1 protein-coding gene is annotated in these 846 nt (G+C 78.0%); it reads right to left on the bottom strand.

Annotation, left to right across the window (positions count from 1 at the left end; genetic code table 11):
* Positions 1-33: 33 nt before the first annotated feature.
* The coding region (locus FM119_RS05930) for a cohesin domain-containing protein (protein ID WP_143822635.1) at positions 34-846 on the bottom strand (813 nt) is incomplete at its 5' end.

The raw sequence follows: 846 nt of genomic DNA on the forward strand, positions 1-846 counted from the left end.
TCGTTGCGGCGGCCCCGGGGGTGGCGGGGCGCATCACTCGGCCCCGCGGCGGCGGGCGACGAGCACGGCTCCGAGCGCGAGCAGCGCGACGGCGAGGGCGGCGGCCGCGGCGATCGCCCCGGCCTGCGCTCCGGTGTCGGCCAGCGGGGTGTCCGCGGCCGGTGCGGCGGTGGGTGAGGGGGTGGCATCGGCGGCGGCAGCCGAGTCGTCGCCGGACGAACCGGAGCCGTCCGCCCCGTCGGAGCCCGCATCGGCGGTGCCGTTCGAGCCGCCGTCGGAGCCCGCGTCGGCCCCGTCTGCCCCGGCGTCGGCGCCGGTGGAGGAGGGCTCGGCGATGGCGGTCACGGCGCTCAGCTCGTCGTCGACGGCGGTGCGCTCCAGCTCGGTGCCGACGGTCTCGCCGCCGGTGAGCGTGACGGCCGCATCGCCCGCGGCGAGGGTCGTGAAGTCGATCGACACCAGGCTCTGCTCGCCGGACAGGCCGGGCGAGGTGCCGAGTCTGGTGTGCGTGACGCTGGTCGCGTCATCGTCGACGAGTGCGCTCGAGTGGCCGCCGTCGGGAAGGGCGACGCTGTCCTCGACCGGGGCGAGGAGGGCCGGATCGTAGCTGAGCTCCAGCTCGTAGGCGTAGAGGTCGCCGGCGGCGTCGGTGCGGAGCTCGACGGTGATGACGTCGCCGACCTCGGCGGTCGCGGGCGCGGTCAGCACGGGCGTGCCGAGGACCGCGGGGGCGGCGCTCGCGGCGGTGGCGGGGGCGAGCGCGGTGGCGGTCAGCGCGGTCGCCGCGATCAGCAGGGACCGGCGTCGGCGGTGCCGGCGGGTGCGGGGTGTGGGTGAGGGCATGGG

Origin of the sequence: Mycetocola reblochoni REB411 (assembly GCF_900163835.1) — a bacterium.
In the GTDB taxonomy this organism is placed as follows: domain Bacteria; phylum Actinomycetota; class Actinomycetes; order Actinomycetales; family Microbacteriaceae; genus Mycetocola_B; species Mycetocola_B reblochoni.